The 25,523-nt window shown below is 63.9% G+C and carries 27 protein-coding genes, 1 tRNA gene and 1 pseudogene; 14 read left to right on the top strand and 15 right to left on the bottom strand.

Annotated features, from left to right (window positions below; genetic code table 11):
* Nucleotides 1-30 precede the first annotated feature (30 nt).
* Nucleotides 31-801 (top strand): TetR/AcrR family transcriptional regulator, encoded by a 771-nt coding sequence (locus F3J24_RS06450; protein ID WP_167003755.1) that lies wholly within the window; start codon nucleotides 31-33, stop codon nucleotides 799-801.
* 47 nt (nucleotides 802-848) lie between these two features.
* Nucleotides 849-2,096: a branched-chain amino acid ABC transporter substrate-binding protein gene (locus F3J24_RS06445; RefSeq protein WP_167003753.1), complete on the top strand. Its 1,248-nt coding sequence runs from the start codon at nucleotides 849-851 to the stop codon at nucleotides 2,094-2,096.
* A gap of 153 nt (nucleotides 2,097-2,249) precedes the next feature.
* On the opposite strand, the gene F3J24_RS06440 is transcribed toward F3J24_RS06445, so the two are convergent.
* A complete protein-coding gene (locus F3J24_RS06440) occupies nucleotides 2,250-2,981 on the bottom strand; it encodes a YggS family pyridoxal phosphate-dependent enzyme (protein WP_167003751.1) in 732 nt (243 codons plus the stop codon).
* Nucleotides 2,982-3,018: 37 nt separating this feature from the next.
* On the opposite strand from F3J24_RS06440, the gene F3J24_RS06435 reads away from it, so the two are divergent.
* From F3J24_RS06435 to F3J24_RS06425, 3 genes are all read left to right on the top strand, one after another.
* Nucleotides 3,019-4,062: a type IV pilus twitching motility protein PilT gene (locus F3J24_RS06435; protein ID WP_003050584.1), complete on the top strand. Its 1,044-nt coding sequence runs from the start codon at nucleotides 3,019-3,021 to the stop codon at nucleotides 4,060-4,062.
* Between the two features lie 125 nt (nucleotides 4,063-4,187).
* Nucleotides 4,188-5,324: a PilT/PilU family type 4a pilus ATPase gene (locus F3J24_RS06430; protein ID WP_167003749.1), complete on the top strand. Its 1,137-nt coding sequence runs from the start codon at nucleotides 4,188-4,190 to the stop codon at nucleotides 5,322-5,324.
* A gap of 148 nt (nucleotides 5,325-5,472) precedes the next feature.
* Nucleotides 5,473-6,384, top strand: coding sequence for an NAD(P)-dependent oxidoreductase (locus F3J24_RS06425; protein WP_167003746.1), 912 nt, complete (start codon nucleotides 5,473-5,475; stop codon nucleotides 6,382-6,384).
* Between the two features lie 61 nt (nucleotides 6,385-6,445).
* On the opposite strand, the gene F3J24_RS06420 is transcribed toward F3J24_RS06425, so the two are convergent.
* The 3 genes from F3J24_RS06420 to F3J24_RS06410 all read right to left on the bottom strand — a co-directional run bounded on the left by F3J24_RS06420 (nucleotide 6,446) and on the right by F3J24_RS06410 (nucleotide 8,195).
* Nucleotides 6,446-7,099, bottom strand: coding sequence for a BON domain-containing protein (locus tag F3J24_RS06420; RefSeq protein WP_003050576.1), 654 nt, complete (start codon nucleotides 7,097-7,099; stop codon nucleotides 6,446-6,448).
* A complete protein-coding gene (locus tag F3J24_RS06415) occupies nucleotides 7,096-7,704 on the bottom strand; it encodes an SIS domain-containing protein (protein ID WP_167003744.1) in 609 nt (202 codons plus the stop codon). The genes F3J24_RS06420 and F3J24_RS06415 overlap by 4 nt, the downstream gene beginning before the upstream one ends.
* Nucleotides 7,705-7,793: 89 nt before the next feature.
* Nucleotides 7,794-8,195 carry a YraN family protein gene (locus F3J24_RS06410; protein ID WP_167003742.1) on the bottom strand — a complete coding sequence of 134 codons (402 nt, stop codon included), beginning with the start codon at nucleotides 8,193-8,195 and terminating at the stop codon, nucleotides 7,794-7,796.
* On the opposite strand from F3J24_RS06410, the gene rsmI reads away from it, so the two are divergent.
* Nucleotides 8,195-9,118 (top strand): 16S rRNA (cytidine(1402)-2'-O)-methyltransferase, encoded by a 924-nt coding sequence (gene rsmI / locus F3J24_RS06405; RefSeq protein ID WP_167003740.1) that lies wholly within the window; start codon nucleotides 8,195-8,197, stop codon nucleotides 9,116-9,118. The two genes, F3J24_RS06410 and rsmI, sit on opposite strands and share 1 nt — an antisense overlap.
* A gap of 84 nt (nucleotides 9,119-9,202) precedes the next feature.
* On the opposite strand, the gene F3J24_RS06400 is transcribed toward rsmI, so the two are convergent.
* The 3 genes and pseudogenes from F3J24_RS06400 to F3J24_RS06390 all read right to left on the bottom strand — a co-directional run bounded on the left by F3J24_RS06400 (nucleotide 9,203) and on the right by F3J24_RS06390 (nucleotide 11,999).
* A complete protein-coding gene (locus tag F3J24_RS06400; protein WP_167003738.1) occupies nucleotides 9,203-10,453 on the bottom strand; it encodes an Hsp70 family protein in 1,251 nt (416 codons plus the stop codon).
* Nucleotides 10,454-10,570: 117 nt separating this feature from the next.
* Nucleotides 10,571-11,392 (bottom strand): VOC family protein, encoded by an 822-nt coding sequence (locus F3J24_RS06395; RefSeq protein WP_167003736.1) that lies wholly within the window; start codon nucleotides 11,390-11,392, stop codon nucleotides 10,571-10,573.
* 23 nt (nucleotides 11,393-11,415) lie between these two features.
* Nucleotides 11,416-11,999: pseudogene (locus F3J24_RS06390) on the bottom strand (OsmC family protein).
* A 221-nt stretch (nucleotides 12,000-12,220) separates the two neighbouring features.
* Between F3J24_RS06390 and F3J24_RS06385 the strand changes: the two are divergent.
* From F3J24_RS06385 to F3J24_RS06355, 7 genes are read left to right on the top strand one after another with little or no spacing between them, the layout of a single operon-like run.
* Nucleotides 12,221-13,933 (top strand): TIGR04028 family ABC transporter substrate-binding protein, encoded by a 1,713-nt coding sequence (locus F3J24_RS06385; RefSeq protein WP_167003734.1) that lies wholly within the window; start codon nucleotides 12,221-12,223, stop codon nucleotides 13,931-13,933.
* Between the two features lie 27 nt (nucleotides 13,934-13,960).
* Complete coding sequence (locus F3J24_RS06380; protein WP_167003732.1) at nucleotides 13,961-14,908, top strand: ABC transporter permease; 948 nt, start codon at nucleotides 13,961-13,963, stop codon at nucleotides 14,906-14,908.
* Nucleotides 14,905-15,837, top strand: a complete 933-nt coding sequence (locus F3J24_RS06375) for an ABC transporter permease (protein ID WP_167003730.1) — start codon at nucleotides 14,905-14,907, stop codon at nucleotides 15,835-15,837. Before F3J24_RS06380 ends, F3J24_RS06375 begins: the two co-directional genes overlap by 4 nt.
* Nucleotides 15,834-17,519 (top strand): ABC transporter ATP-binding protein, encoded by a 1,686-nt coding sequence (locus F3J24_RS06370; RefSeq protein ID WP_167003728.1) that lies wholly within the window; start codon nucleotides 15,834-15,836, stop codon nucleotides 17,517-17,519. Before F3J24_RS06375 ends, F3J24_RS06370 begins: the two co-directional genes overlap by 4 nt.
* Nucleotides 17,500-18,618, top strand: coding sequence for a putative FMN-dependent luciferase-like monooxygenase (locus F3J24_RS06365; protein WP_167003725.1), 1,119 nt, complete (start codon nucleotides 17,500-17,502; stop codon nucleotides 18,616-18,618). Before F3J24_RS06370 ends, F3J24_RS06365 begins: the two co-directional genes overlap by 20 nt.
* Complete coding sequence (locus F3J24_RS06360) at nucleotides 18,615-19,310, top strand: CMD domain protein (protein WP_167003723.1); 696 nt, start codon at nucleotides 18,615-18,617, stop codon at nucleotides 19,308-19,310. Before F3J24_RS06365 ends, F3J24_RS06360 begins: the two co-directional genes overlap by 4 nt.
* Nucleotides 19,307-19,897, top strand: a complete 591-nt coding sequence (locus tag F3J24_RS06355) for an alkylhydroperoxidase domain protein (RefSeq protein ID WP_167003721.1) — start codon at nucleotides 19,307-19,309, stop codon at nucleotides 19,895-19,897. Before F3J24_RS06360 ends, F3J24_RS06355 begins: the two co-directional genes overlap by 4 nt.
* A 9-nt stretch (nucleotides 19,898-19,906) precedes the next feature.
* Here F3J24_RS06355 and F3J24_RS06350 read toward each other — a convergent pair whose 3' ends face one another.
* On the bottom strand, nucleotides 19,907-21,412 hold the full coding sequence (locus F3J24_RS06350; protein WP_167003719.1) for a DASS family sodium-coupled anion symporter: 1,506 nt from the start codon (nucleotides 21,410-21,412) through the stop codon (nucleotides 19,907-19,909).
* Between the two features lie 268 nt (nucleotides 21,413-21,680).
* Here F3J24_RS06350 and F3J24_RS06345 point away from each other — a divergent pair, with 268 nt between their 5' ends.
* A complete protein-coding gene (locus F3J24_RS06345; RefSeq protein WP_167003717.1) occupies nucleotides 21,681-21,998 on the top strand; it encodes a hypothetical protein in 318 nt (105 codons plus the stop codon).
* An 84-nt stretch (nucleotides 21,999-22,082) separates the two neighbouring features.
* Here F3J24_RS06345 and F3J24_RS06340 read toward each other — a convergent pair.
* From F3J24_RS06340 to rpmJ, 7 genes are all read right to left on the bottom strand, one after another.
* A tRNA-Met gene (locus F3J24_RS06340) sits at nucleotides 22,083-22,159 on the bottom strand.
* A gap of 40 nt (nucleotides 22,160-22,199) precedes the next feature.
* Nucleotides 22,200-22,583, bottom strand: coding sequence for a 50S ribosomal protein L17 (gene rplQ, locus F3J24_RS06335; protein WP_003050544.1), 384 nt, complete (start codon nucleotides 22,581-22,583; stop codon nucleotides 22,200-22,202).
* Nucleotides 22,584-22,719: 136 nt separating this feature from the next.
* Nucleotides 22,720-23,718 (bottom strand): DNA-directed RNA polymerase subunit alpha, encoded by a 999-nt coding sequence (gene rpoA, locus F3J24_RS06330; RefSeq protein ID WP_003050542.1) that lies wholly within the window; start codon nucleotides 23,716-23,718, stop codon nucleotides 22,720-22,722.
* Nucleotides 23,719-23,829: 111 nt separating this feature from the next.
* Nucleotides 23,830-24,453, bottom strand: a complete 624-nt coding sequence (gene rpsD / locus F3J24_RS06325) for a 30S ribosomal protein S4 (protein ID WP_003050540.1) — start codon at nucleotides 24,451-24,453, stop codon at nucleotides 23,830-23,832.
* Between the two features lie 89 nt (nucleotides 24,454-24,542).
* Entirely contained in the window at nucleotides 24,543-24,947 is a 405-nt protein-coding gene (rpsK, locus tag F3J24_RS06320) for a 30S ribosomal protein S11 (RefSeq protein ID WP_003050538.1), read from the bottom strand.
* A gap of 17 nt (nucleotides 24,948-24,964) precedes the next feature.
* Nucleotides 24,965-25,330 carry a 30S ribosomal protein S13 gene (gene rpsM / locus F3J24_RS06315; RefSeq protein ID WP_003050537.1) on the bottom strand — a complete coding sequence of 122 codons (366 nt, stop codon included), beginning with the start codon at nucleotides 25,328-25,330 and terminating at the stop codon, nucleotides 24,965-24,967.
* 22 nt (nucleotides 25,331-25,352) lie between these two features.
* The gene (rpmJ, locus tag F3J24_RS06310; RefSeq protein WP_003050535.1) at nucleotides 25,353-25,466 is read right to left on the bottom strand and encodes a 50S ribosomal protein L36; all 114 of its coding nucleotides are present in this window, start codon (nucleotides 25,464-25,466) and stop codon (nucleotides 25,353-25,355) included.
* Nucleotides 25,467-25,523 lie beyond the last annotated feature (57 nt).

Raw genomic sequence — 25,523 nt, 5'->3', positions numbered from 1 at the left:
GTATAACGAATGCGACACACGCAAACCCTCATGCCCGCCACGACCAGAAAGACCGAGAAAAAGCCGGCTGCGCCCGTGGCGCCGCGCGGCCGCCAGCGCCTGCCCACCGCCGGCTCCGACGAAAAGCGCGAGCGCATTCTCAAGGCCGCCGAAGCCCTGTTCGACCGTTATGGCTATGCCAACACCACCATCGAGCAGATCGTGCAGGCGCTGGGCGTGACCAAGCCCTTTGTCTACTACTACTTTCGCAACAAGCAGGAGATCTTCGAGACCCTGTGCTGGGCACCGACCGAGGCCTGCTTCACGGTGCTGGACTTTGCAGCCGACGACCCGCGCCCCGCGCATGAAAAAGCCATCGACGGCCTTCAGCGACTGATCGCTGCGACCATTGCGCACTACCCGGCGGGCTTCTTCCCCTATCGCGAGCCGCAGGCCTTCAGCCCCGCCTATCTCAAGGCGTCACGCAATGTGGCCCAGCAGTTCTACAAGCAGTTCTGCGCCCTGCTCGACGAAGGCCGCGCCAGCGGGCATTTCGATTTCCGCGACACCCGCATCACCGCCCAGGCGGCCTGCAGCCTGCCCGGCTTTCTCTACAACTGGTATCAGCCTGGTGGCAAGCTGGGCCCAGCCGAGATGGTGGTCGAGCTCACCGATCTGGCCTCGCGCGTGCTGGGCCTGCGCACTGCGGCGGCCCCTGCGCGAAAGCGTGCGGCCAGGGCCGCACCGGCGCCAGCAGCGCAGACCCCTTCGCCCCCCAGGCGCCGCAAGAGCGCTTCATCCACCACCAACAGCGCCAGCTGAGAGCCTCGAAGGCCAAGGCGCAATTCCAACTCCCTGGAGACAAAACCATGTCAGTTCGCTTCTCAGCCCTTGCGCTGGCCGCCGGCCTTTGTGCCGGCACCGTATCCGCCCAGACGGCGGAGCCGTTCAAGATCGCGTTCATCGACCCTCTCTCCGGCCCGTTTGCCAATGTGGGGGAAGTCATGCGCAACCACGTGCTCTATGCCGTCGATGACGTGAACGCCAAGGGCGGCCTCTACAACGGCGCCAGGTTCCAGCTGCTGCAGTTCGACAGCAAGCTCTCGGCCCAGGAAAGCCAGAGCGCGCTGCAGGCCGCCATAGACCAGGGCGCACGCGTGGTGGTGACGGGGGGCTCGGGCTCCTCGGTGGTCACGGCGCTGGTGCAGGCGGCGGCGCGCTACAACCAGCGCAATCCGGGCAAGGAGGTGCTGATACTCAACCACAGCTCCATCGATCCCGAGCTGACCGGCAAGTCCTGCAGCTTCTGGCATTTCATGTTCGACGCCAACACGGCCATGCGCATGCAGGCCATCGCCAACTACATCAAGACCCAGCCCGAGATCCACAAAGTCTTTCTGCTCAACCAGGACTATGCCCATGGCAAGCAATGGGCCAGCTTCGGCCGCAGCATGGTCGGCAAGGCAAGACCGGATGTACAGTTCGTGGGCGAGACCTTGCACCCCATGGGTCGCATCAAGGACTTTGCGCCCTATGTGGCCAAGATCAGGGAGGTCGGCACCGATTCGGTCATCACCGGCAACTGGGGCCAGGATCTGGCCCTGCTGCTCAAGTCGGCCGGCGACTCAGGCTACAACCTGCGCTACTTCAACCACAGCGCAGGCGGCTTTCCGGGCACCGTGACCTCGATTTCCCAGGCAAAGATAGGCCAGGTGACCTGGGTCGCAGAATGGCACCCTGGCATGGCCGACCGCGCCCAGGCCGATGCCCGGGCCAGGGAGTACAAGGCCAGGATGAACCAGGACTTTCTGGCCCCGCGCATGGACCTGGTGCCGCGCATGCTGGCCGCTGCCATGGCCAAGGCCCAGTCCAACGAGCCCGTGAAAATTGCCAAGGCCATGGAGGACATGTCCATGGACACCGTCTTCGGCCCCGTCAAGATGCGCGGCAAGGACCATCAGTTGCTGCTGCCCCAGGTCGTCAACACCATCGCTCCCGTGGACGGCAAGCTGGTCAAGACCGGCTGGGAAGGCACGAACTACGGTTTCAGAACCGACGCTGTCTATTCCGCCCAGCAGCTCGATCTAGCGACCGAATGCCAGATGAAACGGCCGTAAAAATGAGGACGGGCCTTCGACTCTGTCACCGAGCTTGCAGCGGGCGTGGCCCCACACCAGAGACAGCAAGCAAGGGCCGTCCCGCCGCGAAGCTGTCGTCCCCCTCCCATAGCGCGCAGCGCGTAGAGAGAGAGGGGGGAGCCGCGTAGCGGCTCAGGGGGTGGGCGTACCGTAGGTACGCCTTCCAAATATTCCGCTGCCCACGCGCACCATGGTGCTGCCTGCTGCCACGGCGGCTTCCAGATCGCCGGTCATGCCCATGGACAGCGTGTCGAAATGCTCCAGCCCCACGAGCCCGCTGGACTTTATGGCATCAAAAATGGATGCAGCCCTTTTATGGACTGCGCATTGCGCTTCGAAATCAGGAGTGTCGTCGGGAATGCTCATGATGCCGCGCAGCTGCAGATTGGGCAGTTTCACCATGGCTTCGGCCAGCTCGAGCGCTTGCTCGGCCACGACACCGGACTTGGTAGCCCCGCCATCCACATTGACCTGGATGCAGACATTGAGCCGTGCCATGCCCTGGGGACGCTGGGCCGAAAGACGCTCGGCGATCTTGAGCCGGTCCACGGTCTGGGCCCAATCGAAATTCTCGGCCACCAGCCGCGTCTTATTACTCTGGATAGGGCCTATGCAATGCCATTGCAGCGTCTCGGCGCCCTGCAGCTGCATGGCGCGCACGGCGGTAATTTTCTCCACGGCCTCCTGGATATAGTTCTCGCCAAAGCTGCGCTGGCCGGCCAGCATTGCCTCGCGCACCGCATCCGCGCCGAAGGTCTTGGAAACGGCCAGCAGTTGCACCGATGTCACTGGCCGGCTTGCACTGGCGCAAGCGGCTGCAATGCGGGCATGAATCTGCCCCAGATTGTTTTCAATCGTCGTCATAATTGGCGCCAGAGTACCAAACCAGAGAGGGATCTCCGTGGATATCACGCAATTGCTGGCATTCAGTGTCAAGAACAAGGCTTCGGACTTGCATTTGTCGGCAGGCCTGCCCCCCATGATTCGCGTCCACGGCGATGTGCGTCGCATCAACATCGATCCGCTGGACCACAAGACCGTGCACGCCATGGTCTACGACATCATGAGCGATGCCCAGCGCAAGCAGTACGAAGAGTTTCTGGAAGTGGACTTTTCGTTCGAGATTGAAGGTCTGGCCCGGTTTCGTGTCAACGCCTTCAACCAGAACCGCGGCGCGGCGGCCGTGTTCCGTACCATTCCCAGCAAGATCCTGACGCTGGAACAGCTCAACGCCCCCAAGATCTTCTCCGACCTGGCCCTGAAGCCGCGCGGCCTGGTGCTGGTGACCGGCCCTACGGGCTCGGGCAAGTCCACCACGCTGGCGGCCATGGTCAACTATCTCAACGAGACCGAGTACGGCCACATCCTGACGGTGGAAGACCCCATCGAATTCGTGCACGAGTCCAAGAAATGCCTGATCAACCAGCGCGAAGTCGGCCCCATGACGCTGTCGTTCGCAGCAGCCCTGAAATCCGCGCTGCGTGAAGATCCGGACGCGATCCTGGTCGGCGAAATGCGGGACCTGGAAACCATCCGCCTGGCCATGACAGCGGCCGAAACCGGTCACCTGGTGTTCGGCACGCTGCACACCTCGTCAGCGGCCAAGACCATCGACCGTATCATCGACGTGTTCCCGGCCGAGGAAAAGGAAATGGTGCGCGCCATGCTCTCCGAGTCGCTGCAGGCCGTGATCTCGCAGACGCTGTGCAAGACCAAGGACGGCCAGGGCCGTGTGGCCGCGCACGAGATCATGCTGGGCACGCCCGCTATCCGCAATCTGATCCGCGAGGCCAAGGTGGCACAGATGTACTCCACCATCCAGACCAGCCAGAACATGGGCATGCAGACCCTGGACCAGAACCTGACCGATCTGGTGCGCCGCAACCTCATCAGCCCGGCCGAAGCGCGCAGCAAGGCGAAGATTCCAGAGAATTTTCCTGGATGATGCCTCCCCCCTGAGCGGCTTTGCCGCTTCCCCCCAGGGGGACGACGCCCTCGCCGCGAGGCGGCTCTTGCTCGGCGTCTCTCACTTGGGCTCTGCCAATTTTGACGCTGCCTCAAGGAACGATCATGGAACGCGATCAGGCCAGTAAATTCATCAACGATCTGCTCAAGCTCATGGTCAGCCGCAACGGCAGCGACCTGTTCATCACGGCGGAGTTTCCGCCCGCCATCAAGATTGACGGCAAGGTCACCAAGGTCTCGCCCCAGCCGCTGAGCCAGCTGCATACGCTGGCCCTGGCTCGCTCCATCATGAACGACAGGCAGGTGGCGGACTTCGAGCACACCAAGGAGTGCAACTTCGCCATCTCGCCGGCCGGCGTGGGTCGCTTCCGTGTCAATGCTTTCATGCAGCAGGGCAAGGTCGGCATGGTGCTGCGTACCATTCCCACCACCCTGCCCACGATTGACGGTCTGGGCGTGCCGCAGGTGCTCAAGGAAGTGACCATGACCAAGCGCGGCCTGTGCATTCTGGTGGGCGCGACGGGCTCGGGCAAGTCCACCACGCTGGCTGCCATGGTGGACTGGCGCAACGAAAACTCCTTCGGCCACATCATCACGGTGGAAGACCCCGTGGAATTCGTGCACCCGCACAAGAACTGCGTAGTCACGCAACGCGAGGTGGGGCTGGATACCGAAAGCTGGGAAGCGGCGCTCAAAAATACGCTGCGCCAAGCTCCCGATGTGATTTTGATGGGCGAAATCCGCGATCGTGAAACCATGGAGCACGCGATTGCGTTCTCGGAAACCGGTCATCTGTGTCTGGCCACGCTGCATGCCAACAGTGCCAACCAGGCGCTGGATCGCATCGTCAACTTCTTCCCCGAAGAACGCCGTCCACAGCTGCTGATGGATGTGTCGCTGAACCTGCGGGCCATCATCTCCCAGCGTCTGATTCCCAAGCAGGACAGCAAGGGCCGTGTCGCCGCCATCGAGGTGATGCTCAATTCTCCGCTGATTGCCGACCTGATCTTCAAGGGCGAGGTCGTCGAGATCAAGGAGATCATGAAGAAAAGCCGCAATATCGGCATGCAGACCTTTGACCAGGCGCTGTTCGACCTGTTCGAATCCAATCTCATCACCTACGAAGATGCGCTGCGCAATGCAGACTCGGTCAACGACCTGCGTCTGCAGATCAAGCTCAACAGCCAGCGCGCCCGGACTCTGGACCTCGCAGCCGGCACCGAACATCTGACCATCGTCTGAACCCAAGGCGCCGGCATCTCCTCCCACAGGTGGAGCGCTGGCTTTGCCGGGGGGCGGCAGGGCCGCCCAGGACCCTGCTCTCCGCCACGGCCATGCACTGCGGCGCTACCATGATCGAACTGTTCCGCACCAAGTCTTAGAGGATTTCATGAGCACAGCCACCATCGCCTCCCGCAGCTACGCACCCTGCACTTCCACGCCCGTGGCCTTTCTGGGTCTGGGTGTCATGGGTTCCCCCATGGCCGGGCATCTGGCTGCCGCAGGCCATCAGGTCACGGTCTACAACCGCACGATCACCAAGGCCGAAGCCTGGGTCGAGGAATTTGTCGGCGGCCACCATGCGGCCACGCCCCGCGAAGCCGTCAAGGGCGCACGCATGGTCTTTTGCTGCGTGGGCAACGACGACGACCTGCGCTCGATTGCGCTGGGAGACGACGGTGCTTTCGCCGGCATGGAGCCAGGGGCCATCTTTGTCGATCACACCACGGCCTCGGCGCAGGTGGCGCGCGAGCTGTATGCACAGGCCCGCCAGCACGGCCTGCACTTCATGGACGCTCCGGTATCGGGCGGTCAGGCCGGAGCGGTCAACGGCCAGCTCACCGTCATGTGCGGCGGTGATCAGGAGGTTTTCAACCAGGTGGCACCGGTGGCCGATGCCTTCTCGCGCGCCTTTACCCATATGGGCGCATGCGGCAACGGCCAGCTGACCAAGATGGTCAATCAGATCTGCATTGCGGGTCTGGTCCAGGGGCTGTCCGAAGCCATTGCCTTTGGTCTGCGTGCCGACCTGGACGTGGAAAAGGTCCTCGACGTGATCGGCAAGGGCGCCGCCCAGAGCTGGCAGATGGACAATCGCGGCAAAACCATGGCCGTGGGCAAGTTCGACTTTGGCTTTGCCGTGGACTGGATGCGCAAGGATCTGGGACTGGTTCTGGCCGAAGCCCAGCGCAATGGTGCACGCCTGCCCGTCACCGCGCTGGTGGACCAGTTCTATGCCGATGTACAGGCCATGGGCGGCAGTCGCTGGGATACCTCCAGCCTGATACAGCGCCTGCGCTGAGCGTCGGCCCATGAAAAAAGCCGGACCTGAGTCCGGCTTTTTTCATGCCTGTAGCTCCGCTTCAGTTCATGCTGGAGCGGTCTTCGACCACCGGTGCAGCCCTGGATGTCGAAGCGGCCAGTTCCTCTTCGGAGATGACTTCGAACAGGCGCACAACCTTGCTCACATCGTTGACGCCACGAGCGATCTCGGCTGCACGCTTGGATTCGCGCGGCGTGACTATGCCCATCAGATAGACCACGTTGTTCTCGGTCACGACCTTGATAGCCGAGGATGAAATGTCCTTGGCATTGACCAGGCTGGCCTTGACCTTGGTCGTGATCAGAGAGTCCTGAGAGCGCTGGCCCAGTGTTGCCGTGAAAGGCACGACCTCAATCTCGTTGTAGACCTCGCGCACGGTGGCCTGCTCGCGCACCAGCTTCTCGATGGTCGCCTTGTCCGTCGCATTGCCGGCCTGACCGGTCAGCAGCACCACACGGTTGTAGCTGGTAGCGCTGACGCGGGCCTTCTCGCCCATCACCTCGCTGATGCGATTGCCAGCACGCAGCTCGATGCCCTGGTCCTCAACCTGTGTGCCGGTAGTGCGCCTGTCCACTGCCGACATGCCTGCCACGGCGGCACCGCCGCCCACCAGAGCCACGCAGCCGCTCAAGGCACCGCCCAGAGCGGCAACGGTCAGGGCTGCACATGCAACACGGGTCCACTTTAACTTCATAAAGGTATCTCCTGGTCACCAAGCAGTTGAGAGTCCACACCGTCGGCCAGACAGTGCAGGATCAAGGTATGGGTTTCACGCACGCGCGCCGCACGGTCGTGGGGCACGCAGATCAGTACATCGGTCTCGCGCACGGTGGTGGCCAGATTGCCGCCGGTGCGGCCCGTCAGCACCACGGCCATCATGTCGCGTTCGTGAGCGGCCTCCAGGGCTTCCTGCACGGCCATGTCGTTGCCGGTCACCGACATGAGCAGCAGCAGGTCGCCGGGTTGCCCCAGCGCTCGCACCTGGCGCGCCAGATACTGGCTGGCATTGCCGCCGGAGCCCGTGGCTCCCACGCTGCCCAGCAGGCCGCCATCAGACGTCAGGGCCACGGCCGCCAGCTCGGGACGATCGCGTTCGAACCCTGTCACGCACAGGGAGGCAAATAACTGGGCATCGCTGGCTGAGACGCCCGTACCGCAGGCCAGCACCTTGCCGCCGCCCGTCACGCAGGCCAGCATGGCCTGTACGGCAGAAGCAATAGGTTGGCTCAGCGCCTGGGCGGCCTGGTACTTCAGGTCGGCACTGTCGATGAAATGCTGTTGAATTCGTTGCTCTAGCATGGAGGCCCGATGATACCCGCCACCTGTTATCTCTTTGGTAGCAAACCGTTATTTGCGCATCAGTGTTGCGCACAACTATGACGCGGCGACTAAAGCGCCTCGAATGCCGCTTGGAGCCACTCGATGCGCATCTGGTTCCCGGAGCTGTCGACCAGCACCACATCGAAGCGGCATGGCGGCGCTGCCGCAAGCCTCATCAGATAGTGTCTGGCGGCCAGCACAATGCGCTGCTGCTTGACGTGGCCGATGCTGGCGCCGGCACCGCCGAAGCGCTCGGTGTTGCGGCTGCGGACTTCGACGAACACCAAAGACCCGTCGCGGTCACGCAGGATCAGGTCGATTTCACCACCACCACGGCCCGGCGTCCGATAATTGCGCTCGACAAGCTTCAGGCCCCGCGCCTGCAAATGGGCCAACGCGGCATCCTCGGCCTGCTGCCCGCGTGCGGTTGTGCTTTGCGCCGGCTTGGGCCGCTTTCCAAGGAAATCCATTGACTACCTCTTTCGCCTCTGCACTGACTGCCGCACATGACGCGGCCGCTTCCCAGCATTATCCGCAGGGAGCCCTGTATGTGGTGGCGACGCCGATTGGCAATCTGGCCGACATCAGCCTGCGCTCGCTGCATGTGCTGCAGATCGTGGACTGCATCGCCTGCGAAGACACGCGCCACACCCAGGGCCTGCTGCGCAGCTATGGGCTCGAGCGCCCCGGCAGCCAGTTGCTGGCCGTGCATCAGCACAACGAGGCAGAAGCCGCCCAGCAGGTGATCGAGCGTCTGCAGCAAGGCCAGCGCATCGCCTATGTCAGCGATGCAGGCACGCCCGGCGTCAGCGACCCGGGCGCGCGCCTGTGCGCGGCGCTGCAGGCAGTGGGTCTGCGCAGCATTCCGCTGCCCGGCGCCAGCAGCGTGACATCGGCCATAAGCGTGGCTGGTGCCGTCACGCCGGCGCAAGGCGAAAGCGGTTTTGTGTTTGCCGGCTTCCTGCCCACCAAGAATGCCGAACGACTGGCCGCCGTGCAAAAGCTGGCCGACCAGCCGCGTTGCACAGTGCTGCTGGAAGCCCCGCACCGCATCATCGAGCTGGCCCAGGCTCTGGCCCTGCTGGGCGAGCGTCGCGTCACGCTGGCGCGCGAGATCACCAAGCAGTTTGAAGACATCGCCAGCATGCCGGCCCACGAGCTGGCTGCCTGGCTGCAGGCCTCGCCACAGCGTGTCAAGGGCGAGTTCGCCATCGTGCTGCACCCCGTGGCGGTGCAGCAGGAGTCGGGCGAGGCCGAGCGCGTGCTCAAGCTGCTGCTGGCCGAGTTGCCGACCAAGACGGCCGTGAAGCTGGCCGCTGAAATCACCGGGGCCAGCCGCAACACGCTCTACGACCGGGCGCTGGAACTCAAGCGGGCCGCCGAAGAGGAATAGGCACGTCAAACCGCGCGCGGCACAAACCAGAGACGCCTGGCAAGGGCTACACCGCAGCCCCCTTGGGGGAAACCTCGTTGCGACTCAAGCGTAGGCCAGACCGGTTGCCACCCCACCAAACAGGTCGCCTTCGACCTGCGGCACATCGGGGAAAGCGACGCGCAGCGCATCGCGCAGGGTGCGCAGTGCCGACGAGCCGCCGGTCAGATAGATGGCGTCTGGTGCCGCCACGCCGGCCTGGCGCACACAGTCCTGCGCACATTCGACCACCTGCAGCAGCAAAGCCTGCAACTGCTCCTGCAGAACCTCCGGGGAAATGGCCGCGGGCAAGTCTGGCTCCAGCCAGTCCAGAGCAATAGCCGAGGCCGCATGGCTTTGCGAAGCCGCAATCTTGGCCTGCTCCACCGCATCGGCCAGCCTATGGCCTTCACGCCATTCCAGCACCTTCATCAGGCGCTGGTGCAATTGCTGATCGCTGTAATCGCTCTTGAGACCGCGCGCCGAAGCCAGGGCCTTGGCCGTGTACAGCCACTGGATCAGGTGCCAGGTGGATAGATCGAAGAACACGCTGCTGGGTACCTCGCGCCCGCTGGGGCCGATGTGCTTGTAGCCCAGCAATGGCATGACCTGGGCCACATTGAGACGATGGTCGAAATCCGTGCCGCCGATATGCACGCCGGTGGTGGCCAGAATGTCCTGACTACGGTCGACATGCCCGGCCTGTTGCGGACCGAGACGCACCACCGTGAAGTCCGACGTGCCGCCGCCGATATCGACCACCAGCACCAGCTGTTCCTCACCCAGGCGCTGCTCGTAGTCCAGTGCCGCCGCAATCGGCTCCAGCTGAAAGCTGACTTCACCCAGGCCGGCGGCGCGCGCCGCAGCGGCCAGGGCATCCTGCGCCTGGCGGTCTCGCTCCGGGTGCTCGTCGACAAAATGCACAGGGCGCCCCAGCACCACCCGCTCCGGCAGACGGCCGTCCAGCGCCCGGCGTGCCTGATCGGCCACGCGCTTGAGAAAGATCGCAATGATGTCCTGGTAGCTCACGAGCTGCTCGTGCACCGCAGTCTTTTCCAGCAACAGACTGCTGCCCAGCAGACTTTTGAGCGAACGCATCAGACGCCCTTCCTCACCCGCCAGATACTGCTGCATGGCATCGCGGCCGAAATGCGTGCTGTGCTCTTCGGTATTGAAGAACAGTGCCGTGGGCATGCCGGTGGCAGCGCCTTCCAGCGGCAGCAGACTGGCGGCCTTGCCAGGCAGGCGATAGGCAGCAGCAGAGTTGGAGGTTCCGAAATCGATGCCCAGAGTGGCAGGCGTGAGAGCTGTGGTCATGAAAGGCGGCGCTGCACCGCGCCGGCCCGCAAAGGCTGACGCGGCCGCAACGAAAACGCCCACCGGAGTGGGCATGGGTGTCAGCGGGGGCGCTATTCTAGCGCCCCATTATTGGGCCTAGGCGGCGGCGGTTTCCAGCTCGCTGCCGGAATGCAGTGCCAATTCAATGCGCACCCCGTGGGTGGCAACTTCGTCCAGTCCCCCTGCTGCTGCCTGCTGCTGCACCGACAGCACAATGGCATAAGGGCCTTCGCCGCGCGTGGCCAGTCTTTGAGCCAGAGGGCCCGCGGCCTGTACGGGTGCGGCCAGCACCAGCTCGGTGGTGCCCAGACCCAGCGATACCTCCTGCGTGCTGCCGTCGGTCGAGACCCGCAGCGCGCCGACATCCACGCCTTCGCCGAGCAATGCCCGCCAGCGCGCCAGGCTGGCCCGCAGGTCCTTGACCGCCACTTCCAGGCGGGCCACGCCGGTCGCTCCATTGGGATGCACGCGGGCCTGGCCTTCGGGCACGCGCAACACGCGCGGCGTCAGGTCGCCACACAGAAACGGCAGATCCTGGCTGTGGGCGCGTGCATTGCGCCAGCGCAGCTGCTCTCCGTCGGGACGCAGACGTCCGCCCTCATAAGGCGCTTCATAGCCCAGGCCGCGCGCCTGGGCCGCAGCCACCACGGCGCCGGTCTCGGAGGGCAGCAGCGCAAAGTCGACCAGCCCCTCGCCGTGCTGCTGCAACTGCTGCCACCAGCGCTCCTCGGTCGCGGGCGCACGCCAGGCAATGAGTTCGAAATAGACGCCGTCGGCAAAGACCACCAGGGCGTTGTGTGTGGAGCGGCCCGGGTGCTCGCCGCCGCGCAGCACGTTGAAACCCAGGGACTGATAGTCGGCAATCGTGCGCTCCAGGTCCTGGACCGCGATGACGATATGGTCGAGTGGCAGGCTCATGCAAAAGTCTTTCCAAAAGGTTCTCAGGCCGCCAGGCGCTCGGGCGCGCTGGAGTCGGTATGGCGCACTTCGGCGCGGATGGACTGGGGGTTGCGCAGCAAGTTGAGGATGGGGCAGGTTCGCTCCACGGCCTCGAACAGCGCATCGATCTCGGCGCGGCTGGCCGGCGAATCGATATGCACGGTATAGCCGATATCGTGCGGCCAGATCGGCGTCGCCTCATGGCCGGGCTTGCCGCCGCGCGGGTCGATGACGCCCGTGACCTCGACTTCGAGGCTCTCCAGCGGCACCTGACGCTCGGCCGCCTGGATCAGAAAGATATGGGTCACGCAGGTGCCCAGCACGCCCAACTGCAGTTCGGGCGAGCTCGGGCCGAGGTTGTAGCCCGCGAAATCGGGCGGGCTGTCGCTGATGACCTGGTGCTCTCGGATGCGCAGGCGGCGCACGCCGCTGCGCCCTCGGCACGCACGCTGGCCTTGAGTCTGGCGGCCTGGGCCGTGCCCGCCGCAATGGCGGCGCTGCGTGCCAGCACGGCTGCGCGTTTTTCGGAAAGATATTCGTTGAGATGACTCATGAGCGGGCTTTCGATAAGGGAATGCCAGGCCATTGTTGTGAGAGCGGCCTGCCGGGCCAACAAAGGAATTCGTCTGCGCTTATGCGCTTTGCAAATATGCGGCCTCGCACCGCTTAGTTGTTTTTCGAATAACGATGCTACTCAATATATGAACACGAATATTTGGCATCGATAGCATGAGAACCATGAATCCGGTCGGTCGCTACGGCGATGCGCCCGGAACCTGAGTTTTCAACGCCATGTGGCGACGAGGTATGAACGTGCTTTTCCCTTCGCAGACGGATCTATCGACAAAACAGCCGGCAAACAGACCGGCCCGACGCCGCGCCCTATGGGCCGCAGTGGCGGTACTGACGGGCAGCATGCTGCTGGCCGGCTGCTCCAGGCAATCCGGCACGGCCCAGGCCGGCGCCTCGGCGGAACCGGTCCAGGGCGGCACCCTGGTCTACCTCGAACAACAGGCACACACCAATCTCTATCCGCCTGCCGGCGGCTTCTATCCCAACGGCGGCGTGCTCAACCAGATCACGGACAAGCTGACCTACCAGGACCCCGAGACGCTGGAGATCCAGCCCTGGATCGCCGAGTCCTGGACCGTGAACGCCGATGCCACCGAGTACAGCTTCAAGCTGCGCTCCGGCGTGAGTTTCTCGGACGGATCGCCGCTGGACGCGGCCGCCGTAGCGCGCAACTTCGATACCTACGGTCTGGGCAACAAGGCGCTCAAGCAGCCGGTTTCCGAGGTCATCAACAATTACGAACGCAGCGAAGTCGTCGATCCGCTGACCGTGAAATTCTTCTTCAAGAAACCCTCGCCGGGCTTTCTCCAGGGCACTTCAGTGATCGGCTCGGGCCTGGTCTCGCCGGCCACGCTGGATCGTCCATTCGAGGAGCTTGGCGATGCCACGCGCATCATAGGTTCGGGCCCCTTCGTGGTGGCCAGCGAGACCCTGGGCAAGGAACTGGTGCTCAAGGCGCGCAAGGACTACAGCTGGGGCCCGGCCAAGCTGGCCCACCAGGGCCGTGCACGCCTGGATGAAGTCAAGTTCATCGTCACGCCCGAGGACAGCGTGCGCATAGGCGCACTGCTGGCCGGCCAGGCTGGCTTCATCCGCCAGGTCCAGGCCTATGACGAAAAGCGCGTGGAGCAGCAGAAGTTCAGCATCTACGCGCCTTCCACGCGTGGCGTGAACAACAGCATCGCCATCCGCCCCGACAACGCCCTGGTGGCCGATCTCAAGGTGCGCCAGGCCCTCTTGCATGGCACCAATACCAAGGAGATCGTCGAAACCCTCTTCTCGCCGCGCTACCCGCAGGCACGTTCGGTGATCGCCTCCACGGCAGCAGGCTATGTGGACCTGTCGGCCAAGCTGGTCTTTGACGAGGCCAAAGCCAGGCAATTGCTCGACGAGGCCGGCTGGAGCCTGGGCGCCAACGGCCTGCGCCAGAAGAACGGCCAGGACTTCGTGCTCTCGACCTACGAATCCCTGCCCCAGCCGCAGAACAAGGAAACCCTGCAGCTCGTGGCCCAGCAATGGGCCAGGCTGGGCATCAAGCTCAATGTGCTGGCCGGAGACTCGGGCAGCCGCACGGTGGACACGCTGGACCCCGACAAGACCGGCGTACTGCCGGGCATGGTGGGCCGCGCCGATCCCGACGTGATCAAGAGCAACTACTACCCGAGCAACCGCAATGTGCTGCTGCAAAAAGGCGGTGTGAGCCAGAAGGTCAAGTCCTTCGAGGACGGCAAGCTCAACCGCCTGTTCGATGCCATAGCGGCCGAGACCGATGCCAACCGGCGCCTGGCGCTGACCGGCGATGTGCAGAACTATCTGATCGATCAGGCCTATGTGATCCCGATCTTCGAGGAGCCCCAGGCCTTCGCGGGTGCGACCTGGGTGCGTGAGGTGGGCTTCGAGGCCGTGGGCCGCCCCAGCTTCTACAGCACCTGGCTGGCCAAGCGCTGAGTGCGCACCGATCAAGGAGGCGCACCCATGCCACGCCGCTATCTGCTTGGCCGCATCGCACAGGCCGCCCTGGTGCTGTGGGCGGCTTTCACGGCCTCTTTCATCCTGCTGCAACTGCTGCCGGGCGATGCCGTACTGATCAAGTTCCTGAACCCCGAGCTGGGCCTGGGCCCGCAGGAGATCGCCGACATCCGGGCCGCCTATGGCGCCGACCAGCCCGTCTGGCAGCAATACCTGCACACGCTGGCTCAGTTCCTCACGGGCCATTTCGGCTACTCGCTGCAGGCAGGCGTACCCGTGAGCCAGGGCCTGGCCACCAGTCTGCCGCCCACGCTGCGCCTGGCGGCCCTGGGCTTTTCCACGGCGGCGCTGCTGGCCATCGGTCTGGCGGCCGCGGCCAGCCTCGCGCCTCTGGCCTGGCTGCGCAATGCCCTGCAAGCCCTGCCCTCGGTCTTCGTCTCCGTGCCGGTTTTCTGGCTGGGCATCATGCTGATCCAGGTCCTGTCCTTCCGTCTGGGATGGATTCCCGTCATCAATCCTGGCCCCTGGGAAGGCCTGGTCCTTCCCACGCTGACGCTGGCCGTCCCCATTTCGGCGCCACTGGCCCAGATCCTGCTGCGCAACATCGACACCGTGCTGGCACAGCCCTTCGTGGCCGTGGCGCGTGCCAAGGGCGCTTCTCGCGCCTGGGTGCTGCTGCACCATGTGGCGCGCAATGCCTTGCTGCCGACCTTGACGATTGCCGGCGTGCTGTTCGGCGAGCTGTTGGCCGGCGCCGTGGTCACCGAGGCCGTGTTCGGCCTCAACGGCCTTGGCACGCTGACCCAGCAGGCCGTGGGCAACCAGGACACGGCTGTGCTCCAGGCCGTGGTCGTGGTCTCGGCCGCCGCCTTCGTGCTCATCAACCTCGCCGTGGACCTGCTCTACCCGCTGCTCGATCCTCGTTTGCGTCATTCTGTGGAGAACCGGGCATGAACACCGCCGTCTCGACCGCCATTCCCAAGCCACAGGCATCCGGCGTCGCCTCGACCGCAGCGCCCAGGCTGGTGCCCCCGCCGGCACTGGCCGCAAAAAGCCTGCGCCCCGTCCTGATCGATCTGCAAAGGCTCGGACGCCTGTCGCCCACGCTGGCCCTGGCCTGGCTGGTGATTGCCACCGCCGCGCTGTGGGCCCTGGTTCCGGGCTGGTTTGCCCATCAGAACCCCGTCGTCGGCCAGGCCGGCCAGCAGCTGCTGGAGCCCGGCCTCGCGCACTGGCTAGGCACGGATGCGCTGGGTCGTGATCTCTGGGCCCGCGTGATGCATGGCTCGGTGCACTCCTTGTCGGGTGCTTTCCTGGCCGTGGCCGTGGGCCTGGTGGCGGGCACGCTGATCGGTCTGCTGGCCGGTGCCACGGGCGGCCGCGTCGATGATGCGCTGATGCGCTTCGTCGACGTGCTGCTGGCCGTGCCCTCGCTGCTGCTGTCGCTGACCATCATCATCTTGCTGGGCTTTGGCACCATCAATGCGGCCATCGCCGTGGGGGTGGCATCCGTGGCCGGCTTCGCGCGCCTGGTGCGCTCCGAAGTGGTACGCGTGCGGCGCTCCGACTATGTGGAGGCGGCCTTCGGCAGCGGCGGACGCTTTGCCGCCGTGCTGTGGCGCCATGTTCTGCCCAACTCGCTGACCTCGGTGGTGGCCCTGGCCGCACTGCAGTTCGGCTCGGCCATCCTGTCGATTTCCACGCTGGGTTTTCTGGGCTACGGCGCGCCGCCGCCCACGCCTGAATGGGGTCTGCTGATCGCCGAAGGGCGCAACTACATCGCCACCGCCTGGTGGCTGACCACGGCGCCGGGCCTGGTCGTGGTGGCCGTGGTACTGGCCGCCAACCGCATCGGCGCCTCCTTCGCACGGAGGCCGGCATGAGCGCCCTGCTGCAAGACCGCCCCGCCGCGGCCATCCCTGCCTCTGCTGTAGCTCCGCTGCTCGAAGTCCAGGACCTGGTCATCGCCTACCGCGACCACAGCGGCCAGGAGCAGCGCGTGGTCCACGGCCTGTCGTTTTCCGTGGCGCCCGGCGAGGTTGTGGCCCTGGTCGGCGAATCGGGCTCGGGCAAGACCACAACGGCCCAGGCCGTGATCGGACTGCTGGCCGACAACGGGCGCCGCGAGCAAGGCAGCATCCGGCTGCAGGGCACCGAGGTCTCCGACTGGAGCGCCGCGCGCTGGAACAGCATTCGCGGCCGCGTGATCAGCCTTGTGCCCCAGGATCCGACCACCTCGCTCAACCCCGTGCGCACCGTGGGCGACCAGGTCGGCGAAATCCTGCGCATTCACGGCCTACGCGACCGCTCCGCCATCGAGGCGCGCGTGATCGACCTGCTGACACGCGTGGGCCTGTCACAGCCCGCCCTGCGCGCACGCCAGTATCCGCACGAGCTGTCGGGCGGCATGCGCCAGCGCGTGCTGATCGCCATCGCCATCGCGCTGCGGCCTGCGCTGATCATCGCCGACGAGCCCACCAGCGCGCTAGATGTCACCGTGCAGCGGCGCATCCTGGATCTGATCGACGAGCTGCGCCGCGAAACCGGCACCGCCGTGCTGCTGGTCACCCACGACCTGGGCGTGGCGGCAGACCGTGCGCATCGCCTCATCGTCATGCAGGGCGGCCGCATCCAGGAACAAGGCCCGACACTGGAGCTTCTGCGCAATCCGCAAAGCGCCTATACGCGCCGCTTGCTGTCTGATGCTCCCTCGCTCACGCCCGCCCCTCGTCGCACTGCGCCATCGGCGGCGGCCGCTGCCCAAGACTGGGCCATCGAGGTCGATGACCTGGTTCACGACTTCCACGCCCCCGGCCAGGGGCGCGGCGTTTTCCGCGCCGTGGACGGCGTGTCTCTACGCGTGCGCCGGGGCTACACGCACGCCATCGTCGGCGAGTCGGGCTCGGGCAAGACCACCACCATACGCGACATCGTGGGCCTGGCACGCCCTACATCGGGTCGCATCCGCATCGCCGGAGCCGAACTCACGGGCCTGCGCGGCGAGGCCCTGCGCCAGCTGCGGCGCAAGGTCCAGCTGGTCTACCAGAACCCGTTCAGCTCGCTGGACCCGCGCCAGCGTGTCTTCGACATCATCGAGGAGCCGCTGCTCAACTTCGAGCCGCTGCCGCCCCAGGAGCGCCGCCAGCGCGTGCTGGGCATGCTGGAACGCGTGGGCCTGCCGGCCGCCGTGCTTGAGCGGCGCCCGCATGCGCTCTCGGGCGGCCAGCGCCAGCGCGTGGCGATTGCACGCGCCCTGGTGCTGCAACCGGAGGTGGTGGTGCTGGACGAGGCCGTTTCGGCCCTGGACGTGACCGTGCAGGCCCAGATCCTCGCCCTGCTCGCGCAACTGCAGCAGGACCTGGGCCTGAGCTATCTCTTCATCTCGCACGACCTTGCCGTGGTGCGCCAGATCGCCGACACGGTGTCGGTGCTGCGCGCAGGCAAGGTGGTGGACGCAGGCAGCGTCGAGGACGTGTTCCTGCGCCCCACCAGCGACTACACGCGCGAACTCATGGACGCCATTCCCGGCAAAAGGAGCATTGATTTTGTCCCCCACACCGCCTGACACTCTTGCTCGCGTGCGCCCTGCCCCACGCCTGGGCTTCTTCAGCCGCCTGCTCGATGAGGTGCCGGCCGGCGAACGCTACCGTCTGGTCACCGAGCAGATCGCCCATGCCGAAGCCCAGGGCTTCGACTCGGCCTGGATCGCCCAGCATCATTTCCATGAAAGCGAGGGCGGCCTGCCCTCGCCCTTTGTCTTTCTCTCGCATGTGGCGGCCCGCACGCAGCGCATCCGTCTGGGCACTGGCGTGGTCACGCTGCCACTGGAAAACGCGCTGCGCGTGGCCGAGGATGCGGCCGTGCTGGACCTGCTGTCGAACGGTCGCCTCGAAGTGGGCCTGGGCACGGGCGGCACGGCGGAGTCCTTCGAGGCCTTCGGCGTCACAGGCAGCGAGCGCGGCGCAGTCTTTGCGCGCAACTTCGCCGTGCTGAGGGATGCCTGGGCCGGGCGCGAGCTGGCAGGCGGCGTGCGCCTGTACCCCGCAGCCCCGCACCTGCTGGAACGCGTCTGGCAGGCCACGTTCTCGGTCGAGGGCGGGGCACGCGCCGGCGCCAACGGGGACGGCTTGATGCTCTCGCGCACCCAGCCCCGACCCGAAGGCCGGCCCCGGGCCACGCTGTCCGAGATACAGAACCCCATCATCGAAGCCCATCTCGCGGCCCTGCCCGCAGGACGCGCACCGCGCATCCTGGCCTCGCGCACGCTGCTGGTTGCCGACAGGCGCGAGCAGGCGCTGGAATGGGCCGAGGCCGGTCTGCGCCGTTCGGCCCAGCGTCATGCCGCCCTGGCCTCATCCGCGTCCACGCAATGGGCACCGCGCGTCGATCCGCAGGCGCCGCTGCAGCAGCTCATTGAAGCCTATGACGTGCATGTGGGCACGCCCGAGGAGGTGATCGCCTCGCTCAAAGCCGACACGGCGCTGGCGCAAGCCAGCGACATCGTGTTCCAGGTCCACTCAATCGACCCACCACATCAGGCCATTCTGCGCTCCATCGAGCTGACGGTAGCCGTCGTGGCGCCGGCTCTGGGCTGGCGCCGCAGCGGGGCCCTCGCCGGCGCTTCCCAACCCCCAGTCCGGACCGAACTGCTTCAAGCCGCATGACCATGAGCAATACCGCACAGACCCGCTTTCCCGAAGATGTGATCGACCATCTCGCCGATATCGCTGCCGGCAGCACGCTGGATCAGGTGCGCCGCCACCGCAGCGAGGCTCGCACACAGGCCCAGCAAAGCTTTGCCGCGCTGTTCACCCCCGCCGAGCCCGTTGCAGGAACCGTCCCCCTGCGCGAGCGCCTGACGCTGGCAGCCTTCACGGCAGGCCTGCACGGCGAGCCACGCAGCACGGCCTTCTACACACGCGCCCTGGCGGCCGAGGATGCCGATCTGGCCGATGCCGTGAGCTCGGAAGTGGTGCGCGGGCGCGCTGCCAGCCTGCAGGCCGGCAGCGGCCCGCACGGCCCCTACGGGATCTATCCGGCCGGCCCCTTGAGCCGCGAGGACCAGAGCGGCCCCAGCTACGCCGTGGACCCGGCGCATGCGGCTTTGCTGGGCCCGCGCCTGAGCGCCGCGTTGGCCCATGCCCATCTGCTGGCCTACCACCCACGCGATGCGAGTGCGCAGACCTTGCTGGCGCTACAGCAGGCTGGCTGGAGCGAGACCGATATCGTCATCCTGTCCCAGCTCGCCTCTTTCCTGTCCTTCCAGATCCGCCTCGTGGCGGGGCTGCGCGTGCTTGGCGTACGAGCTGCAGTCACCACGGAATCTTCCACCCTCGCCCTGCAAGCCCAGCCATGACCACCACGCACAACACCTCCCCCCAGGTCTTCACCCAGAAGCAGCTCGACTGGCAACCATGGATAGCTCCGCTGGAGGAGAGCGAGCTGAGCGAGCGCCACCATGCGGGGCTGGTGGATGCGGCGCGCGCGCGTTCACCCTATTTCCGGCTGCTGGCGCGCGACCCCGACACGCTCGGAGCACGCACGCGCACCGACAAGGACATCTTCTACAACCCAGACGCAGGCCTGCCGCGCGCCGAGCGTGAACTGGCAGCAGCAGCAACCTCACGCACCAACGGCTGCATCTACTGCGCTTCGGTACATGCACGCTTTGCCTCGCATTTCTCGCAACGCGCAGCCGATGTGCAGCGCCTGCTCGATGAAGGCCCGGGCAGCGATCTGGGTCCGCGCTGGAACGCCATCGTCGCCGCCGCCGTGGCCTTGACGCAGACGCCGCCCGCGCTGGAGTCCAGTCATATCGATGCGCTGCGCGCCGCCGGGCTCGACGATACTGCCATCTCCGATGCGATTCACGGCACGGCCTTCTTCAACTGGGCCAACCGGCTCATGCTGTCGCTGGGCGAGCCTCTGGATATGGCCACCTGAGGCCGTAGGTCACCACAGCCCCAGCAGCTTCCACCAGGCAGCGCCGACGACAGCGAAGATCAGTAGTTCCAGCACGCACATGACAGCACCTACGCGCCACCAGACACCCAAAGTCACATAGCCGCTGCCGAAGATGATGGGCGATGTTCCGGTCGCGTAGTGCGTCAACGTCATCATGATGGCCGAACCGGCCGTCATCATCAGCATGAAGGGCACGACGTAGTCGGCTGGGATCAGTTGCGCACCCACGGTCAGAAAGGCCAGCATCATGGCGCTGATATGGGCGGTGGTGCTGGCAAACAGATAGTGCGAGAAGACGAAGACGCCCACCAGAATGGCGGCCACAGGCAGCCAGTCCAGGCCGCTGGCGACGATGGCATTCTTCAGGCCTTCGGCAAACCAGGCGACCACCCCTAGCTTGTTGAGCTGCTCGGCCAGCATCACCAGGGCACCGAACCAGATCAGGGTGTCCCAGGCACTTTTTTCGGACAGCACGTCATCCCAGTCGATGGTCCCAGTGATGATCAAGGCGAACAAACCGAGAAAAGCCACCACGGTCGGGTCCAGCATGAAGGCCGGACCGAACAGCATCTGCGGCACATTCGCCCACAGCAGCAGCATCATGCCGAAAGTCCCGAGCATCACCCGCTCCTTGCCCGACAGCGGGCCCATGCGGGCCATCTCGGCACGAGCATACTCCACGGCATTGGGCGTCGCCTTGAGCTCGGGAGGCGACAGCAGATAGACCGCCAGCGGCATCAACAGCAGACACAGCAGGCCTGGCAGCAGCATGTACAGCGCCCAACTTGTCCAGCTCAGATGCAGAGACTGGCCCGTGGCCTTGGCCACCAGGTCCACCACCAGGGGATTGGGCGCCGTTGCGGTCAGGAACATGGCCGAGGTGATCGGGTTGGAGTGGTAGTTGACTAGTGCCAGATAGGTCCCGACTTTGCCTTGCGTTCCCTTGGCCGGGTCCGACTCGAAGGCATTGGCAATGGACTTCATGATCGGATGCACGATGCCGCCGCCGCGCGCCGTGTTGCTGGGGGTGAACGGGGCCAGTACCAGCTCACAGATCGCAAGTCCGTAACCTATGCCTATGGTGCGCTTGCCCATCAGCGCAATGAACAGCAGGCCGATGCGGTTGCCGAGCCCTGTCTTCTTGAGGCCACGCGAGATCAGAACCGCCACCACGATCAGCCAGATCAGGGGGTTCGCAAAGCTGCTCAGCGCATCCGTGATCGCACCCTTGGAGGAACTGGAGGTCACCTGGGACAGCGACACGATGACAATCGCCATCAGAGCCATCACGCCAATGGGCATGACCTTGAGAATGATCGCCACGATGGTCGTCAGAAAGATGGCCACCAGCTGCCATGCCTTGGTATCCAGCCCAGCTGGCACCGGCGTCAGCAGCAGACCGACCAGCACCAGGGTGGCAATCAATGCAGGCACCAGCCGAAACGGCACGGCCGCTTTGAGGTAGCGGAACATCGAGACGATTTTCTCGAACATACAAGTCCTTTTCTTTACCTGCAGCGCATCGCGACACCATACCTCAGCTCGGAGAAATCCAGGAGACACGGACGGGCATTGGTGCTCGGGTCGCAGACTGGCATCATGATGCAGTGCCGCACGGCCTCGTCCCCAGGCCGACGTTCACCTTGCCGGCATTTGATCAGCATCAAGACTTGTGGAGGCAAAACCGACGGCCAGGCCCCTGGTATGCCAGCATCCGGGTCTGGGACAGATGTCCATGGATTGAGCAGGAGAGCCACCCTACATGCCAGCGAACCGATTCTTGCCCGATGAATGGGAAAACCGCCTTGAGGAAATAGACCTGGAGATCCTGCATCAGGCCGCTATCTGCAAGATCCGGCTGCTTGAGCCCGGTGCCGTGGAGCGTGTGCTGGCCAACGATGTCGGCATCTGCGGGGCCATGCATGAGACGGCATTCCGGACCTTGCGCGGTCTGCTCTATCTGCACTACACCGAGGTGCTGCATATCAGCGAGGTGCTCAGTCCGGAAATCGCCCAGGTGATCGCCGACCGCGTACGCGAGCATCTGCGCCGTCGCTCAGGCACGCAGTCAGGGGTATGACGAGTTAAGGCGGGTGCAGCCTTCTGGCCCATGGAGAAAATGGACAAAAAAAAGGTCACGACAATGTCGTGACCTTTTTTAATTTGGTTGCGCGAGAAGGATTTGAACCTCCGACCTTTGGGTTATGAGCCCAACGAGCTACCAGACTGCTCCATCGCGCGGTATTTCCAAATTATAGCAGGCTTTGCAGCCTGCTCGGGCTTATTCAGCTGCTGCAGCGGCTTCTTCAGCGCGCTCAACCAGTTCCACATAGGCCATGGGAGCGTTGTCGCCCACGCGGAAGCCCATCTTCAGGATACGTGTGTAGCCGCCGGGACGCTGAGCGTTGCGGGGACCCAGCACGTTGAACAGCTTGGTCACGCTGTCGCGGTCGCGCAGACGGTCAAAAGCCAGACGGCGGTTAGCCACGGTGTCAACCTTGGCCAGAGTGATCATGGGCTCGATGACGCGACGCAGTTCCTTGGCCTTGGGGACCGTGGTCTTGATAGCTTCGTGCTCGATCAGCGAGTTCATCATGTTCTGCAGCATTGCCTTGCGGTGTGCAGAAGTGCGGTTCAGTTTGCGGAGGCCGTTGCCGTGACGCATGGTGCTTTTCCTTTGCTCCCCGTTTTTATCCGGAGATCTTTTTTAAATTAAATCAGGCAGCCGTATCAGGTACTGCCCGAGGCACTTGGACTTTGCCAAAACCGATCGATTTCAGCAAAGTCCTCTATTGTAGCGATTAACGCTTTTCCAGGCCAGCTGGTGGCCAGTTCTCGAGCTTCATGCCCAGCGTCAGACCGCGGGAAGCCAGAACTTCCTTGATCTCGTTGAGCGACTTACGACCCAGGTTGGGAGTCTTGAGCAGCTCGTTTTCGGTACGCTGGATGAGGTCACCGATGTAGTAGATGTTCTCTGCCTTGAGGCAGTTGGCAGAACGCACGGTGAGCTCGAGCTCGTCCACGGGACGCAGCAGGATGGGATCGAACGAGGTCGCAGCACCGCGGCCACCGGCAGGAGCGTCGAACACGCTGGCGATATCGCCACCGTCGAGCTGGGCAAACACTGCCAGCTGCTCCACCAGGATCTTGGCGGATGCGCGCACTGCGTCTTCAGCGGTGATGGCACCGTTGGTTTCGATTTCCAGAACCAGCTTGTCCAGATCGGTACGCTGTTCCACACGTGCGGATTCGACAGCGTAGCTCACGCGCTTGACGGGCGAGAACGAAGCGTCGAGCACGATACGGCCGATCGACTTGGTCGATTCGTCACCGTAGCGGCGCACGTTGCCGGGCACATAGCCGCGGCCCTTTTCCACCTTGATCTGCATGTCCAGCTTGCCGCCTTGCGACAGATGAGCAATCACATGATCAGGGTTGACGATTTCTACGTCGTGGGGGGTCTGAATGTCACGGGCAGTGACAACACCTTCGCCATCCTTGCGCAGGCTCAGGGTGACTTCGTCACGATTGTGCAGCTTGAACACCACACCCTTGAGGTTCAGCAGGATGTTCGTCACATCTTCCTGGACACCGTCGATGGAGGAGTACTCATGCAGCACTCCAGCAATCGTCACTTCCGTCGCTGCGTAACCCACCATGGAGGAGAGCAGAACACGGCGCAGGGCATTGCCCAGCGTATGACCGTAGCCACGCTCGAACGGCTCCAGAACAACCTTGGCACGGTTGTGACCAAGTTGCTCGACATTGATTGTCTTGGGCTTCAGCAAATTCGTTTGCATGCAGACTTCCTCTCAATACCCTCGGCTCGTTACACCGGTAAGGCTGGTGAAGCACCCACGGCGCGATGCCTCGCGCCGTGGGGACGGTTACAGAAATGTCGCTGCTAAAGATTAACGCGAGTACAACTCAACGATCAGGGATTCGTTGATGTCAGCTGCGAACTCATCGCGGTCAGGAGACTTCTTGAAAGTACCTTCAGCCTTGTCAGCAGACACTTCCACCCATGCGGGGAAGCCCACTTGAGCAGCCAGTTGCAGAGCTTCGACCACGCGAGCTTGCTTCTTGGACTTTTCACGCAGGGCAACCACGTCGCCTTCCTTCACGGAGTAGGAAGGAATGTTCACGGACTGGCCGTTCACGGTGATAGCCTTGTGCGAGACCAGCTGACGTGCTTCAGCGCGAGTGGAGCCGAAGCCCATGCGGTACACGACGTTGTCCAGACGCGATTCCAGCAGGGACAGCAGGTTGGCACCAGTGTTGCCACGCTTGCGATCAGCTGCTTCGAAGTAGCGGCGGAATTGCTTCTCCAGCACGCCGTACATGCGCTTGACCTTCTGCTTTTCGCGCAGTTGCAGACCGTAGTCGGAAGTGCGCTGACCGGAAGTGCGGCCATGCTGACCAGGCTTGGTGTCGAACTTAGCCTTGTCTGCGATGGAGCGACGAGCGCTCTTCAGGAACAGATCAGTACCTTCGCGGCGGGAGAGTTTTGCCTTGGGGCCAATATAGCGTGCCACTTGATTTCCTTTGTGTCATCTACCGTGCGCAAACACGGGAGCCGCCCGCGATGCAAATGCACCTGGGCGGCGGTGGGCTTGGTAAAAAATTAGATACGACGACGCTTTTGAGGGCGGCAGCCGTTGTGGGGAACCGGTGTCACGTCCGAGATGGAAGTGATGCGGATACCCAGAGCACCCAGGGCGCGAACCGAGGATTCACGGCCTGGACCGGGACCCTTGATTTCGACTTCCAGGTTCTTGATGCCCTGTTCGATAGCAGCACGACCGGCCACTTCCGAAGCAACCTGAGCAGCAAAGGGAGTCGACTTACGCGAACCCTTGAAGCCCTGGCCACCCGACGAAGCCCACGACAGAGCGTTGCCTTGACGGTCGGTGATGGTGATGATCGTGTTGTTGAACGAAGCGTGCACGTGCGCGATACCGTCAGAAATATTCTTACGGACCTTCTTGCGAACGCGAGCAGCTGCGTTGTTTGCGGGAGACTTAGCCATAATGATCTTTCAATCTCTTATTTCTTCAGAGCCGCTGCACCCTTGCGCGGACCCTTGCGAGTACGAGCGTTCGTGCGGGTACGTTGACCGCGCATGGGCAGGCCGCGACGATGACGGAAACCGCGGTAGCAACCGATGTCCATCAAACGCTTGATGTTCATGGTGGTTTCGCGACGCAGATCACCTTCCAGAGTCATGGGATTCAGGAAGTCACGGATCTTTTCCAGATCAGCGTCCGTCAGGTCCTTGACCTTCTTGGAATACTCGATACCGCATGCTTCGCAGATTTTGCGAGCTGTAGTGCGACCGATGCCGAAGATGGCAGTCAGGCCGATTTCAGCATGCTTGTGCGGCGGGATGTTAATGCCAGCAATACGTGCCATATTAGTCCTCTAATGCTTTCAATCAACCTTGGCGCTGCTTGTGGCGCTGGTCAGTGCAGATCACGCGCACAACACCTTTGCGGCGGATGATCTTGCAGTTACGGCAGATTTTCTTGACCGAAGCCGAAACTCTCATTCTTTTCTCCTAAAACTTTCCATCCACTATCGGCCTATCGACCGGGAAACAATGCCC

Origin of the sequence: Comamonas sp. Tr-654 (assembly GCF_011752915.1) — a bacterium.
Classification (GTDB): Bacteria; Pseudomonadota; Gammaproteobacteria; order Burkholderiales; family Burkholderiaceae_C; genus Comamonas.
The sequence above is the reverse complement of the archived record's forward strand: the minus strand, read 5'-3'. Positions and strand labels throughout refer to the sequence as shown.